Origin of the sequence: Nocardiopsis sediminis, assembly GCF_042650565.1 — a bacterium.
Taxonomy (GTDB): domain Bacteria; phylum Actinomycetota; class Actinomycetes; order Streptosporangiales; family Streptosporangiaceae; genus Nocardiopsis_B; species Nocardiopsis_B sediminis.
Genome location: NZ_JBHSBH010000014.1, coordinates 22,236 through 36,390 on the forward strand (window position 1 = coordinate 22,236; position 14,155 = coordinate 36,390).

9 protein-coding genes are annotated in these 14,155 nt (G+C 72.6%); 1 reads left to right on the forward strand and 8 read right to left on the reverse strand.

The annotated features are described in order from the left end of the window. Positions 1 to 106: 106 nt before the first annotated feature. The 3 genes from ACFOVU_RS21785 to gltB form a co-directional block, all read right to left on the reverse strand. Positions 107 to 481 carry a DUF2784 domain-containing protein gene (locus ACFOVU_RS21785; RefSeq protein ID WP_378536530.1) on the reverse strand — a complete coding sequence of 125 codons (375 nt, stop codon included), beginning with the start codon at positions 479 to 481 and terminating at the stop codon, positions 107 to 109. Positions 482 to 616: 135 nt separating this feature from the next. Then, positions 617 to 2,077 (reverse strand): glutamate synthase subunit beta, encoded by a 1,461-nt coding sequence (locus ACFOVU_RS21790; protein ID WP_378536531.1) that lies wholly within the window; start codon positions 2,075 to 2,077, stop codon positions 617 to 619. 26 nt (positions 2,078 to 2,103) lie between these two features. Next, positions 2,104 to 6,666, reverse strand: a complete 4,563-nt coding sequence (gltB, locus tag ACFOVU_RS21795; RefSeq protein WP_378536533.1) for a glutamate synthase large subunit — start codon at positions 6,664 to 6,666, stop codon at positions 2,104 to 2,106. A gap of 482 nt (positions 6,667 to 7,148) precedes the next feature. Between gltB and ACFOVU_RS21800 the strand changes: the two genes are divergently transcribed. Then, the gene (locus ACFOVU_RS21800; protein WP_378536535.1) at positions 7,149 to 8,792 is read left to right on the forward strand and encodes a bis-aminopropyl spermidine synthase family protein; all 1,644 of its coding nucleotides are present in this window, start codon (positions 7,149 to 7,151) and stop codon (positions 8,790 to 8,792) included. Between the two features lie 52 nt (positions 8,793 to 8,844). On the opposite strand, the gene ACFOVU_RS21805 is transcribed toward ACFOVU_RS21800, so the two are convergent. The 5 genes from ACFOVU_RS21805 to ACFOVU_RS21825 all read right to left on the reverse strand — a co-directional run bounded on the left by ACFOVU_RS21805 (position 8,845) and on the right by ACFOVU_RS21825 (position 14,092). Next, positions 8,845 to 9,825: a hypothetical protein gene (locus ACFOVU_RS21805; protein WP_378536537.1), complete on the reverse strand. Its 981-nt coding sequence runs from the start codon at positions 9,823 to 9,825 to the stop codon at positions 8,845 to 8,847. 228 nt (positions 9,826 to 10,053) lie between these two features. After that, positions 10,054 to 11,322 (reverse strand): hypothetical protein, encoded by a 1,269-nt coding sequence (locus tag ACFOVU_RS21810; protein WP_378536539.1) that lies wholly within the window; start codon positions 11,320 to 11,322, stop codon positions 10,054 to 10,056. A gap of 71 nt (positions 11,323 to 11,393) precedes the next feature. Next, positions 11,394 to 12,455, reverse strand: a complete 1,062-nt coding sequence (gene lgt, locus ACFOVU_RS21815) for a prolipoprotein diacylglyceryl transferase (RefSeq protein WP_378536541.1) — start codon at positions 12,453 to 12,455, stop codon at positions 11,394 to 11,396. Between the two features lie 22 nt (positions 12,456 to 12,477). Next, on the reverse strand, positions 12,478 to 13,476 hold the full coding sequence (locus tag ACFOVU_RS21820; RefSeq protein ID WP_378536543.1) for a DsbA family protein: 999 nt from the start codon (positions 13,474 to 13,476) through the stop codon (positions 12,478 to 12,480). A gap of 94 nt (positions 13,477 to 13,570) precedes the next feature. After that, on the reverse strand, positions 13,571 to 14,092 hold the full coding sequence (locus tag ACFOVU_RS21825) for a MauE/DoxX family redox-associated membrane protein (protein ID WP_378536544.1): 522 nt from the start codon (positions 14,090 to 14,092) through the stop codon (positions 13,571 to 13,573). Between the last annotated feature and the right edge of the window lie 63 nt (positions 14,093 to 14,155).

Here is a 14,155-nt window from a genome sequence, read left to right on the forward strand (position 1 = left end):
TCTGTGCGACGTAGGCGGCAAGCGTAATTTGTACCGTGTGACCCGTTTTTGCCAAGTTCATACGTCGAAACAAGCGACATTTACCGCTATTTCCACCTGGCAATTCTCACGCCTTCTTAACGCGGGCGCGGCGGCGCCGCCACAGCACCAGGGCACCCGCCCAGGAGACCGCGACCACCGCGGCCATCACGAACCTCGCGGTGATCACCTGGTCCGCGGGGTAGATGACACCGGTGAGGTAGTAGTCGATGAAGCCGCCGCGCAGCGGCCCGCCGCCCGATCTCACCCGCGCCCAATCCTCCAGCGTGGTGAGCGGGCACGTCCATCCGACGGTGACGATTCCCAGCGCATAGGCGGCGAAGCCCAGGTGCGGCCAGAACAGGACCGGCCGGCGCCAGGCGAGGAACCCGCCGAACATGACGTAGATCAGGAAGGCGAAGTGGAGGAGCATCGCGATGTCGGCGATCAGGCGGTATCCCATGGCATAGACGCTAAGCCGGGGTACCCCGCCGGGGCATCCGCCGACATACCCGGGTGGGGGTGAGTATGTGTACTCAGCCCATACGTGTGAGGGGCGGAGTACTCGGCTCCGCCCCTCCGTTTCAGGTTCCCCCGGCTACACCAGCGGGCGCTCCGTCGGCGGGATGGCCGTGGGCAGGCCGCTGTGCCCGCCCTCGCTGAGGTAGCGGTCGACCCCGGCGGCGGCCGAGCGGCCCTCGGCGATCGCCCAGACGATGAGCGACTGGCCGCGCCCCATGTCGCCGGCGCAGAACACGCCCTCGACCGTGGTGGCGTAGTCGCCGTCGCGCACGACGTTGCCGCGCCCGTCCAGCTCGACGCCCAGCTGCTCGATCATCCCCTCCTTCTGCGGGCCGACGAAGCCCATGGCGAGGGTGATGAGCTGGGCCGGGATCTCCCGCTCGGTGCCCTCGACGGGCTCGAAGCCCGCGGGGCCCCGCTGGACGTCGACGAGCTTGAGCGCGCGCACGCGCCCCTGGTCGTCGCCCAGGAACTCCACGGTGTTCACCGAGTACAGGCGCTTGCCGCCCTCCTCGTGGGCGCTGGTGACCTTGTACAGCATCGGCATGGTGGGCCACGGCTGGCCCTCAGGCCGCTCCTTGGGCGGCTTCGGCATGATCTCCAGCTGGGTGACCGACGCCGCGCCCTGCCGGTGGGCGGTGCCGACGCAGTCGGCGCCGGTGTCGCCGCCGCCGATGACGACGACGTGCTTGCCCTCGGCGCTGATGGCCGGGGTGTCGGTGTCGCCCTCCTGGACCCGGTTGGCCAGCGGCAGGTACTCCATGGCCTGGTGGACGCCGTCCAGCTCGCGGCCCGGGACCGGCAGGTCGCGCCAGGCGGTGGCGCCGCCGGCCAGCAGCACGGCGTCGTGCTCCTCGCGCAGCCGCTCCACGGTGACGTCCACGCCGATCTCGACCCCGGTGCGGAACACGGTGCCCTCGGCCGACATCTGGCCCAGCCGGCGGTCGATGTGCCGCTTCTCCATCTTGAACTCGGGGATGCCGTACCGCAGCAGCCCGCCGATGCGGTCGGCCCGCTCGAAGACGGTGACGTCGTGCCCGGCGCGGGTGAGCTGCTGGGCGGCGGCGAGCCCGGCGGGCCCGGAGCCGACCACGGCGACCTTCCTGCCGGTGCGCACCCGGGGCGGGCGGGGGCGGACCCAGCCTTCTTCCCAGGCGCGGTCGATGATCGACACCTCGACGTTCTTGATGGTCACGGCCGGCTGGTTGATGCCGAGAACGCACGCCGACTCGCACGGCGCCGGGCACAGCCGCCCGGTGAACTCCGGGAAGTTGTTGGTGGCGTGCAGCCGCTCGATGGCCTCGCCCCAGTCGTGGCGGTGGACGAGGTCGTTCCACTCCGGGATCAGGTTGCCCAGGGGGCACCCGTTGTGGCAGAACGGGATGCCGCAGTCCATGCACCGCGACGCCTGCTTGGTGACGGTTCCGCGGTCGAAGTCGGCGTAGACCTCGCGCCAGTCCTGGATCCGCACGTCCACGGGGCGGTGAGCGGGCAGCTCCCGCTCGGTGATCTTGAGGAAACCCTTGGGGTCGCCCATGTCGTCTCTCCTCCTCTCGGCTCTGTCTAGGACTGGGCGGCGGCCATGATGGCCTCGCCGACGTCGCGGCCCGAGCGCTCGGCCTCGGCCCGGGCGGCCAGCACGCGCTTGAAGTCGCGCGGCATGACCTTGGCGAACCGGTCGAGGGCGGCGTCGGAGTCGGCGAGCAGCGCGGCCGCGACCGCGGACCCGGTCTCGGCGTGGTGGCGGTGCAGCACGTCCTCCAGGAAGGCGCGGTCGGCGTCGTCGAGCGGGTCGATGTCGACCATCTCGCCGTTGACCCGCCCCCGGTCCAGGTCGAGCACGTAGGCGATGCCCCCGGACATCCCGGCCGCGAAGTTGCGGCCGGTGCGGCCCAGGATGACGGCGCGCCCGCCGGTCATGTACTCGCAGCCGTGGTCGCCCACGCCCTCGGCGACCGCCAGGGCGCCGGAGTTGCGCACGCAGAACCGCTCGCCCACGACCCCGCGCAGGAACACCTCGCCCGCGGTGGCCCCGTAGGCGATGACGTTCCCGGCGATGATGTGGTTCTCGGCGGCGAAGGCCGAGTCCTCATGGGGGCGCACGGTGATCCGGCCGCCGGACAGGCCCTTGCCGACGTAGTCGTTGCCGTCGCCGACCAGGCGCAGGGTGACCCCGCGGGGCAGGAACGCCCCGAAGGACTGCCCGGCCGATCCGGTGAAGGTGACGTCGATGGTGTCGGTGGGCAGGCCCTCGGCGCCGTGGCGCTTGGTGACCTCGTGGCCCAGCATGGTGCCCACGGTCCGGTTGACGTTGCGCACCGGCAGGTCGAGCTTGAGGGGCTCCTTGAACGCCAGGGCGCCTTCGCAGAGCTGGATGAGGGTGTTGTCGAGCGCCTTCTCCAGGCCGTGGTCCTGCCCCCGCACGCGGCGGCGGTGGTCGCCGGCCCAGGGGTCGACGCTGTGCAGGATGGGGCGCAGGTCGAGTCCGGCCGCCTTCCAGTGGTCGACGGCGCCGGCGGTGTCGAGCAGGTCGACGGCGCCGACCGCCTCCTCCAGGGTGCGGAAGCCCAGCGCCGCCAGGTATTCGCGCACCTCTTCGGCGATGAACTCGAAGAAGTTGACCACGAACTCGGCCTTGCCGGAGAACCGCTTGCGCAGCTCCGGGTTCTGCGTGGCCACGCCCACCGGGCAGGTGTCGAGGTGGCAGACGCGCATCATGACGCAGCCGGAGACCACCAGCGGGGCCGTGGCGAAGCCGAACTCCTCGGCGCCCAGCAGGGCGGCGATGATGACGTCGCGGCCGGTCTTCATCTGGCCGTCGGCCTGGACCACGATCCGGTCGCGCAGGCCGTTGCGCAGCAGGGTCTGCTGGGTCTCGGCCAGCCCCAGCTCCCACGGGGTGCCCGCGTGCTTGAGCGAGGTCAGCGGGGAGGCGCCCGTCCCGCCGTCGTGGCCGGAGATCAGCACGACGTCGGCGTGCGCCTTGGACACGCCCGCGGCCACCGTGCCCACCCCGGCCTCCGCGACCAGCTTCACGTGCACCCGCGCCTGCGGGTTGGCGTTCTTCAGGTCGTGGATGAGCTGGGCGAGGTCCTCGATGGAGTAGATGTCGTGGTGCGGCGGCGGCGAGATCAGGCCGACCCCGGGGGTGGAGTGCCGGGTGTCGGCGACCCACGGGTAGACCTTGTGGCCGGGCAGCTGGCCGCCCTCGCCGGGCTTGGCGCCCTGGGCCATCTTGATCTGGATGTCGTCGGCGTTGGTGAGGTAGTGCGAGGTCACGCCGAACCGGCCGGAGGCCACCTGCTTGATGGAGCTGCGGCGCAGGTCGCCGTTGTCGTCGGGGGTGAACCGCCGCGGGTCCTCGCCGCCCTCGCCGGTGTTGGACTTGCCGCCGAGGCGGTTCATCGCGATGGCGAGGGTCTCGTGGGCCTCCGCGGAGATCGACCCGTAGGACATGGCGCCGGTGGAGAAGCGCTTGACGATCTCGGAGGCCGGCTCGACCTCCTCGATCGGCACGGGCTCGCGCACGCCCTCCTTGAGCCGGAACAGGCCGCGCAGGGTCATGAGGTTCCCGGCCTGCTCGTCGATCTTGGCGGTGTACTCCTTGAAGATCTCGTAGCGTCGGGTGCGGGTGGCGTGCTGGAGCTTGAACACGGTCTCGGGGTTGAACAGGTGCGGTTCGCCCTCGCGCCGCCACTGGTACTCGCCGCCCACGGCCAGCCGCCGGTGATCGGCGGGGTTGTCCGCATAGGCGACGGCGTGCCGCATGCGGACCTCCTCGGCCAGGACGTCGAAGCCCACACCGCCCAGGCGCGAGGTGGTGCCGGCGAAGCACCGGTCGATGACCTCGGCGCCCAGGCCGAGGGCCTCGAAGATCTGCGCGCCGGTGTAGCCGGATACCGTGGAGACCCCGATCTTGGACATGATCTTCAGGACGCCCTTGCCGAACGCCTTGACGGTGTTGCGCACGGCGGTGTCGGCGTCGATGCCGCCGATGACGCCGCGTTCGACCAGGTCGCGCACTGATTCCAGGGCGAGGTAGGGGCTGACGGCGGAGGCGCCGTAGCCCAGCAGCAGCGCCACGTGGTGGCACTCGCGGACATCGCCGGCCTCCACGACCAGGCCGACCTCGGTGCGGGTCTTCTCCCGCACCAGGTGGTGGTGGACGGCGCCGGTGAGCAGCAGCGAGGGGATCGGGGCGCGGCCGGCGCCGGCGCCGCGGTCGCTGAGCACGATGATGTGGGCGCCGTCGGCGATGGCCGCCGACACCTCGGCGCAGATCTCGTCGAGCCGGGCCGACAGGGCCGCCCCGCCGCCGGCCACCGGGTAGGTGCCGTTGGCGGTGAAGACGCGGAAGGCGGGGTCGCCCCCGGGGGCGCCCGCGGCGGTGATCGCGGCCAGGCCCGCCCCGTCGACGACGGGGGTGGGCAGGACGATGCGCCGGCAGTCCTCGGGGTCGGGCGAGAGCACGTTCTCCTCGGCGCCCAGCGCGGTGCGCAGGCTGGTGACCAGCTCCTCGCGGATGGCGTCCAGCGGGGGGTTGGTGACCTGGGCGAAGTTCTGGGAGAAGTAGTCGAAGAGCTGCCGGGAGCGGGCCGACAGGGCGGCGACGGGGGTGTCGGTGCCCATGGAGCCGATCGGCTCGGCGCCGGTGCGGGCCATCGGGGTGAGGATGATCCGCAGCTCTTCCTCGGTGTAGCCGAAGACCTGCTGGTCGTGCGCGATGTCGGCGACCGGGGCGGCCGGGGCCGCGGGCAGCTCGTCGAGGCCGACGACGCCGTCGGCCAGCCACTGGGCGTAGGGGTGCTCGGCGGCTAGTTCGGCCTTGATCTCCTCGTCCTCGATGATGCGGCCCTGTGCGGTGTCGACCACGAAGATGCGGCCGGGCTGGAGCCGGCCCTTGCGGACGACCGAGGCGGGGTCGATGTCGAGGACGCCGGCCTCGCTGGCCAGGACGACGAGGCCGTCGTCGGTGACCCAGTAGCGGCCGGGGCGCAGCCCGTTGCGGTCCAGGACGGCGCCGACGAGGGTGCCGTCGGTGAAGGAGACCGACGCGGGGCCGTCCCAGGGCTCCATGAGCATGGAGTGGAACTCGTAGAAGGCCCGCACCTGCGGGTCCATCTCGGCGTGGTTCTCCCACGGCTCGGGGATCATCATCAGCACGGCGTGCGGCAGCGACCGCCCGCCCAGGTGCAGGAGTTCGAGGGCGGCGTCGAAGGACGCGGTGTCGGAGTCCTCGACGTCGACGATGGGGAAGATCCGCGAGAGGTCGCCGGGGAGGAGGTCGCTGGCCAGGGTGGCTTCACGCGCCCGCATCATGTTGCGGTTGCCCTTGACCGTGTTTATCTCGCCGTTGTGGGCGACGTAGCGGAAGGGGTGCGCCAGCGGCCAGGAGGGGAAGGTGTTGGTCGAGAACCGCGAGTGGACCAGCGCCAGGCCGGAGGTGTAGCGGCGGTCGGAGAGGTCGGGGAAGAACGGTTCGAGCTGGGGGGTGGTGAGCATCCCCTTGTAGGCGATGGTGCGCGGCGACAGGCTAGGGAAGTAGACCCCGGCCTCGTGCTCGGCGCGCTTGCGCACGCAGTAGGCGTGGCGCTCCAGGTCGATCCCCGTCAGCCCCTCGGTGGCGGTGCCGGCGCGGCCGGTGAGGAAGAGCTGCCCGAAGAACGGCATGACCGCGCGCGCGGCGGGGCCGCTGTAGCGGGGCTCGAAGGGCAGGTCGCGCCAGCCGAGGACGGTCAGGCCCTCGTCCGCGGCGATCTCCTCGACCTGGGCGACGGCGCGGGCGCGCTCGGCGGCGTCGACGGGCAGGAAGGCGATGCCGGTGGCGTAGGCCCCGGCTTCGGGGAGCGCGAATTCGACCACGTCGCGGTAGAGGTCGTCGGGGATCTGGGTGAGGATCCCCGCGCCGTCGCCGTCGTCGGGGTCGGCCCCGGAGGCGCCCCGGTGGTCGAGGTTGCGCAGGACGGTCAGCGCCTTCTCGACGATGTCGTGGCCGCGACGGCCGGAGAGGTCGGCGACGAAGCCGACGCCGCAGGCGTCGTGCTCAAAGGTGCTGTCGTACAGGCCCTCGTGAGTGGACTCGGCGTTCGGTCGGACGGACGAACGCTGCACCTGGCCAGCAGGCATCTACCCTCCTGTCGTCGTGGGTATGGGCTTTTGCGAAAAGCGCATCCGGGACGACATTGGCCCTGCTGCGTCAGCATGCCGAGCGAGCGCTCCCCTGGCCCCGGTTCCCACAGACGGCTTGCGCCGGGCTGCGTGCACTTCCTCGTGGCTGCCGGTATCGGCCAGGTGATCGCTGACTCGCGGGTAAAACACTTATACATGCAGGTCCAGCCCCGATGCCAATCGGAGGTCTAGACCAACCACCGCCACAGTGCGGTGATTTCGTGAGGCGGGGGTCCCCCGCCCCGCACAGGATAGACGGCCGCTCCGCCACCGCCATGGTGGGGATAGCCGTGATCTTCTCCAGTGACCGGGGATGGCAAACATCCGCAAAGCGGATGAATGCCTCGCTTCCAGCGTATCCGCCGTGCACGGGATCGTGTCGAGCCGGGGCCGACTTTACCCGGGCCCGCCGATGAAAGCGCACGTGGGATGATCGATCGGTGACCGACCACCCCCCGGGCCTCGCCGGCCTGCTCACCGAGCAGGGGATCGACGCCCCCCGCATCCACCTGGTCCTGGCCGCGCTCTCCGACGGCGCCTGGTGGACCCCGCGCGAGCTGGTGCGCGCCACAACGGTGGCCCACCGGCTCGTCGACGCCACGCTCACCGCCCTGGGCGCCGGGCTGGAGCACAACGGCGACCGTGTGCGGCTGGTCCGGCCCGGCGACTACGCGGGGTTCGCCCGCCCCGCCCCCGCCGACCCGCTGGCGCCCCTGCTCGCCGGGCACGCCGACGCCGCCGCGGAGCTGCGCCGCCTCGTCGACGAGGCGCCCCCGCCGCTGGCCGACCTCGACCACGTCACCGCGACCGCCGACACCGCCCTGCGCCGCGGCGTCCACCTGGCCACCCGCTTCGCGCTGCCGGGCGCCCGCCTGCTGTGCGTGGGCGACCACGACCTCACCTCGCTGGCCACCACCCTGGTCAGCCCCGGCGCCGAGGCGGTGGTGGTCGACATCGACGAGCGGATGCTCGACTACATCGACCGCGCCGCCGACCGCCTGGGCCTGCCGGTCGCCTGCCACTTCGCCGACCTGCGCCTGGGGCTGCCCGCCTCCGTCGCCCGCAGCTGCGACCTGGTCTTCACCGATCCGCCCTACACCCCCGAGGGCGTGGAGCTGTTCGTGCGGCGCGGCCTAGAGGGGCTGACCGACCCGCGCCGGGGACGGATCCTGGTCGCCTACGGCGCCAGCGAGACCACACCGGGGCTGGTCGCCCGCACCCAGGCGCGGCTGGCCCGCATGAACCTGGTCTTCGAGGCGGTGCTGCCGGACTTCAACCGCTACCTGGGCGCCGAGGCGATCGGCGCCGCCAGCGACCTCTACGTCCTGCGTCCGACCACCCGCACCCCCGCCGCCGCCACCGGCGGCGGCGCGGCGGCCGCGCGCGTCTACAGCCAGGGGGCCAACGCCAAGGAGGCCACCGGCGGCCTGGGCGAGGCCGGCGCCCGCGCGGTCGTCGAGGCGGCGACGCCCGACACCGTGGCCGGCGCGTGGCCGCGCGATGCGGTGCCCGAGGGGGTGCTCCGCGTAGACCTGGCCGACTGGATGGCCGCGCCCACCGAGGCGGGGTGCGCCGCCGTCGACCTGACCGGCGGGTGGGACGCGCTGCTGGGCCGCGCCGTCCTGGCGGGCGCCGCCGGCGAGACCCACGTGGTGGTGGCGTCGCGGGCACCGCAGGTGCGCGACGCGGCGGGCCAGCAGGCGCTGCGCGCGATGCTGGAGCCCCGCTTCGAGCTGCGCTTCCTGCGCAACACGCCGGGGCCGCGCGGCACCGTGGTCGTCGCCCAACTGACGGACCGGGGTGCCACCGCCCCGGAGGACCGCCTGCTGTGGCATTGCCAGGACCGGGCACACGGGAGCCTTCCCGCGACCCTGCGCGAGGGCCTCATCGCGATCGCCGCCGAATCGGGCCGCCCCGTCAACAAGAAGACGGCGCGCACCCGAGTGGCGGCCGAGGTGCCTTGGGCGTCCGGTCACACCCTGCTGGACCTGCCCGCCCACCGGTTCCCGGCACTGCGAGAGGCAGCGCGGCGGCTGGTGGGCGGGCTGGCAGAACCGGCCGAAGTGGCGGACGCGGCGGACTGACCGGACCCGAAGCCCGGCCCGATGCCGGTCAGCGGGTCAGCGGGTCAGCGGGTCAGCCTGTGGGAACCCCGGTTCCCGTGCCGTCCGTGCCCAGGCCCTCGGTGCCAGTGCCTCCGGCTTCCCCGGTGCCGGTTCCCGTGCCTGTTCCGGCACCGGTGCCCGTTCCCCCTGCTCCGGTGTCCGTTCCGGTCCCCGTGCCGCCGGTGCCGGTTCCCCCGGCTCCGCCCTGCTGGGAGTTCTGCATCTGCACCACCCGCCGGTAGAGCGGGTCCTGGAATCCGCCGAGGGCGATCAGCGGCGCGGTCAGCCGCTCGCGCTCGGCGGGGTCGGTCGACTCGAGGCGCTGGACCCAGGTGACCATGAGGTAGTGGCCGCTGACGGTGGCCTCGGCCTGGCTGTAGCCGCCGCCGAGGGTGTCGAACGGGGCCTCGGTGCTCGGGGGCACCACGAACCCGGGCGCCTCTGCCTCGAGGGAGCCGGGCGGCTGCATGGCCTCGGCCAGCGCCTGGGAGGACGCGGTGTCGGCCAGGTTGAACATGGCGGCCACGCCCATGTAGTCGTCGGCGGTGTAGGCGCCGCGGGCGACCTGGGTGCAACCGGCGTCGGCCAGGGCCGCGCGCAGCTCCTCGCCCCAGACCGCTGCGGCGCAGTCGTCGCCCAGGTCGGAGGCGGCCAGGGTGAAGGTGATGTCCTGGCTCTCGATCTCCTCGTTGCCCCTCTCGAACATCTCGCCCTGGGCCAGCGGGCGGCTGTCGACCTGGGCGTCGGCCAGCGCCTCGCCGATGTTGGCGGAGTCGTAAACGCCGTACACCGCGGGCCGGGGGTTCTCGGGGGCCTCGGCGCCGCCCGACACGAACTGGAGGACCAGCACCACGGCGAGGGCGGCGACCCCCAGGCCGAGGACCGTCAGCAGGATGGGCAGCGCTTTGCGGCGGCCCTTGCGGCCGTCGCCGCCGGTGCCCGCGCCGCCCTTGGCCGCGCCCGCACCGCCCTTGCGCCGGCGCCCGCCTTTGCCGCGGGACGCGGGTGCCACGAGGCCCTCGATGGCGTCGGCATCGTCGGTTTTCCTCCGCCGGCCGCGGGCCGGCACGGACGACTCAGAAGAAGACACCAGAACCTCTCGGGGGGTCGGGGAGAACTTTCCGGACGGGCGGGCCGTGTCGGTCGGCCGGGCGCCCGCCACCCGGGTGAATCCTAGCCGGAGCCGGGAGGCGCGGGACCGCGCGCTGCCGGGGCCGCCCCGCGGCCCCGGCAGCGGCGTCTAGCCCTCCTGCTCGTCCTGGGCCTGGCCGACCTGCTGGTACACCCACACCGACGCGTTCATCGCGACGACGTTGAGGGTCGCCATGGTCTCGTCGTCGCCAGGGGCGCCGCCGTCGCTGCGCGCCACCCAGTACACGGCGAGGTAGTGGCCCATGACCTGGGTCGTCGCCTGGCTGTAGCCGGAGTGCAGGCCCTCGATCTCGTCGTCCATGGGCAGAACGAACCCCGGTTCGACCGTGGCGTCGGTGGGGTCGAGCGCCACGGCGACCCTGCCGGCGGCCTCGGAGTCGGTGAGGTCGAACAGGGTGAACTGGGCCACGTACTCCTGGTCGGTGTCCTGGTAGACGCCGCGCGCAGCCGACAGGCAGCCGTTGTCGGCGAGCGCCTGGGCCAGTTCCTCGCCCCAGACCATCGACGTGCAGGCCTCGCTGGCCTCGGAGTTCTTCAGGGCGAGCTGGTAGTCGCCCAGTTCCAGCTTCTCGGCCGGGGCGAACACCTGCTCCTGGTTCATGACCTCGGCGTCGCCGGGGCGCTCCGCGATGGGCGCGAACACCTCGGCGTCCTCCTCCTGGCCCTGGTAGACCTCGGGCAGGAGGGTGGAGTGCCCCTCGGGCGGCTCGATGATGGCGCTGCTGCCCGAGCCCGCCACCCCGCCCGGGACCAGGACGAGCTGGTAGACCAGCACCCCCAGCAGGGCGATCAGGGCGGTCCCGCACAGCCCGAGCAGGGTGCCCAACACGGCGGTGCCGCGCTTGCGGCGGCTCTGCTCGGCCAGGTTGTAGACGACCTGGCTGGGCCGGTCGCCCAGGACGGTCACACGGCGCAGCGCCGAGGCCGAGAACCGCGACACCGGGTCGATGCCGCCGGCGGCACGGACGGCGCGGCTCCCCCGGCGGCCGCGGCCGGCGGGGTCGGCGGCGGCGCCGGACCCGGTCTTCGCGCCCGCGGCGCCGGCCGCGGCCTTGGCCTTCACCTTGCCCTTGGACTTGGCCTTGCCGCCGCGGCGGCGCCCGGAGCGCCCGCGGCGCGGCCCGGGGTCGGCGGACTCCATGGCGCCGGTATCGTACCCGGGGTCGCCGCCGGCGTCCTCGTAGGGAGCGTCGTCGTAGGTGTCGTCGCCGTCATAGCCGTCGCCGTGGCGATCGTCATAGGCGTCGTAGTCGTCGGGGCCGGGATCGCGGACATGATCGTCCCGGCGGTCCCGGTCGGGCCGGCCGCGCCGCGACCGGCGTCGGCCCGCGCGTCCGGCGGAATCGGATCTGCTCACGTGTGTACTCATCCATCCGGCGTGGCCGGCCGCTGCGTCGCCGCCGCGGCCGAGCGCTCTCTAGGCTGGGGCTATTCCTTGGGTGCTGGCCCATCTGGTCCGGTCGGGGCACCGGAGCCGCCGCCGTCGGGCGGGACGGTGGCGGATCCCCCGGTGCCGTCGTCGCCGCCCGAAACGGGGTCGGTGTCGAACACCTGGGTTCCGGCGCCGTGGCCGGCCGGGACGACCCGTGTGGAGAAGGAGTCCAGCCGCCGCCCGGCCCAGACGAAGTAGGCCAGTGCCCCAAGGAACACGAGGATCGAGGTCCAGATGTTCAGCCGCAGTCCGAGGATGTCGTTGGCGGGGTCGACACGGAGGTATTCGATCCAGAGCCGTCCAACACAGTAGCCCATGACGTAGAGCGCGAAGAGCCGTCCGCCCCCGAGGCCGTCGGTGTAGCGGCGGCCGAGCCAGGCGAGCAGCACGGCCAGGCCCAGGCACCACAGCGACTCGTAGAGGAACGTGGGGTGGTAGGTGGTGTAGTACTCGGTGGTGCTGCCCGGCAGCAGCTGCATCCCCGGCCGCGGCTCGCCGTTGCTGTTGTAGGTGTAGTCGAGGCTGATCCGCACCGCCCAGGGCAGGTCGGTGGGGGCGCCGAAGAGCTCCTGGTTGAAGTAGTTGCCCCAGCGCCCGAACGCCTGGGCCAGCGGAAGGGTGGGGGCGATGGCGAAGGAGAGCTTCGACATCGACAGCCCCTGGCGGCGGGCCGCCAGCCACACCCCGAGGGCGCCGAGCGGGATCGCGCCCCAGATGCCCAGGCCGCCCTCCCAGACGTAGAGCGCGCGGATGGGCTCGCGTCCGGGGCCGAAGTACAGCTGGTAGTCGCTGATCACGTGGTAGAGGCGGCCGCCGATGAGCCCCAGGATCACCGCCGGGACCGCGAGGTCCATGATGGTGCCCTTCTCGCCCCCCATCGCGGCCCAGCGGCGCTCGCTCCAGAAGACGGCGGCAATGACGCCGGCCAGGATGCACAGCGCGTAGAAGTGCACGGTCAGAGGGCCGAGGGAGATCGAACTCACCTCAGGGCTGGGGATGGCCGCGAGGGCGCGGCCGGTGCCGGCCGCGCCCTCATCGGTGATCGACGGGAAGATCATCGCTCGGATCTGTTCCTTGGCATCAGGGGACTTCGGTCATCGCGGAGTCGTCCGCGGCGAGCGGCCGGGTGTCGACCTCGCCGGGCCCAGCGGATTCTACGGCCTTCTCGATTCCGTTGCCGGAGAAGGCGTCGTTGCCCAGTTTGGCACCATCCACGTACACCGACGGTGTGGAGTCGAACTTGTCCGCCCCGCTGGAGTATTTGGTGCCGACCGCGGCCGTGGCCTGGATCAGTTCGTTGACGTAGGTGCCGTCGAGGAACGATCCGTCGATTCCGTTGTCGTTGCCCCAGGCGATGAGCTCGCTGAGCGACATCCCCTGGAGTCGGTCGGCCGGGAACGCCTCCTGCGCCCGGGAGACCAGTTCCTGGCTGTAGCTGCCGGTGAACCGCTCCACGACCGTGTTCTCGGAGTCGACGCGCTCGTCGAAGGCCGCGGTGTCCTCGATGCCGGCGTCGCGTCCCCACTGCTTGAGGTCGGCCGCGGAGAAGCCCGCGGAGCCTTCGGCCGGCTGGTTATCGAAGAGAATGTCATTGTACTCGACGTATTTGCCCTGGTCAGCGGCTGCGCGGGCGGCCGCTCCGCCGCGCAGGGAGTTGGCGCTGAGCGGGGCGGGCTGCTGGGCGAAGATGCTCACCGGACGGTAGTGCACGATGGCCCGCCCCTCGGCGGCCAGGCGCTGGAGCGTGGGGCCGCTGGCGATCTCGAACTGGCGGCACGCGGGGCACTGGTAGTCGGCGTAGACCTCGACGACCGGCGCCGAGGCGCCCTCCTGGGCGAGCACCACGCTGCCGTCGTCCTGCACAGTCTGCGGCGGGAGGGAGGCGTACTGGTCGGCGAACTGCTGTTCGGCCCGCCGCTCGGAGGACAGGTAGAGGTACCCGCCGCCGACGATGAGCACGACGATCGCCAGCGCCGCCCCGGCGACCACCAGGCCCTTGTTGCGTTTGGCGCGCTGCGCCGCCTTCTGCCGCTCCTCGCGGAGCCGTTCGCGGGAGCTCTGCCGCGACGCCTTGCCCATCAGCCGATCACCATTCCTAGATGAGTGTGCGCACGCCGCGGGGCACCGGCCGCTGCCGGTCCCGGGCCGGCGCCGGGTACGGGGTACGGCCCGTTCAGCGGTGGAGGCCGAAGAGCCGGTCGAGTGCGAACGGGGAGCGCGGCCAGACCGTGATGATCGCGGCCAGCGCCAGGAATCCGATGTCGCGCGCGATGTCGGCGCCATAGGCGGTCTCGCCCGGGGCCACGGGGCCGCCGGTGCCGAAGCAGCCGCAGTCGATGGTGAGGCCGCGGGCCCACGCCGAGGTGATGCCGGCGATGAACGCGAGCATCAGCAGCCCGGCGACCGCGCCCGCGTACCGGGTGGCCAGGCCGATGACCAGCAGGAGGGCCAGGGCGAGCTCGAACAGCGGGAGCGTGTAGCCGATGAGTTCGGCGACGGCCGGCGAGAAGAGCTGGTAGGCCTCGACCGACTGGACCGACAGCGCCGGCGGGAACTTGGTCACCGCGGCGAAGCCCAGAACGCCCGCGAGCCCGAGCCGGGCGGCGAGGGTCAGCCACGGCTGGACGGTGTGCCACCGCCCTCCGCGGCCGGGCGGCTCGGCGGGGGTGACGGGCTGCTGCTGTTCGGTGTCCAATGGGTTCCCTGGGGCGAGACGGGCGTATCGCGCATGCGCCGCCGCGCCCCGGGGCGCGGCACC

Bases quoted from the DNA above. Each gene is read 5' to 3' on its own strand.
- gltB (WP_378536533.1), bottom strand. From the start codon at position 6,666: ATGCCTGCTGGCCAGGTGCAGCGTTCGTCCGTCCGACCGAACGCCGAG.
- ACFOVU_RS21785 (WP_378536530.1), bottom strand. From the start codon at position 481: ATGGGATACCGCCTGATCGCCGACATCGCGATGCTCCTCCACTTCGCC.
- ACFOVU_RS21820 (WP_378536543.1), bottom strand. From the start codon at position 13,476: ATGGGCAAGGCGTCGCGGCAGAGCTCCCGCGAACGGCTCCGCGAGGAG.
- lgt (WP_378536541.1), bottom strand. From the start codon at position 12,455: ATGATCTTCCCGTCGATCACCGATGAGGGCGCGGCCGGCACCGGCCGC.
- ACFOVU_RS21790 (WP_378536531.1), bottom strand. From the start codon at position 2,077: ATGGGCGACCCCAAGGGTTTCCTCAAGATCACCGAGCGGGAGCTGCCC.